Below are 394 nucleotides of genomic sequence, written 5' to 3' on the forward strand. Positions count from 1 at the left end.
GTCACGCCCAGGTGATGCACCTGTAGCGTGGTGAAGAACAGCGACAGCAGCGTCACGATGAGCCCGACCATCAACCCGCGCAGCACGCCGCCCAGGGTGTAGCCGATCAGAATCGTATGGGGCGACACCGGCGACACCATCAGTTCTTCGATGGAGCGCTGGAACTTGCTGCCAAAGAAACTCGACACCACGTTGCCATAGGAGTTGGTGATCACCKACATCATGATCAGCCCCGGCACGATGTACTCCATGTACGTGAAGCCACCCATGCCGCCGATCTGCCGACCGATCAGATTGCCGAAGATCACAAAGTACAGAACCATGGTGATGGCTGGCGGCAGCAAAGTCTGCGGCCAGATCCGGGTGAAGCGCTTGACCTCACGGTAAACGATGG

Annotated in this window: 1 protein-coding gene; it reads right to left on the bottom strand. The window is 58.5% G+C overall.

Annotated features, from left to right (window positions below; all coding sequences use genetic code 11):
- The coding region (locus AC1DF0_RS32545) for an ABC transporter permease (RefSeq protein ID WP_477577744.1) at positions 1-394 on the bottom strand (394 nt) is incomplete at both ends.

The sequence above is a fragment of the Paenibacillus sp. 05T425 genome, from assembly GCF_056396205.1.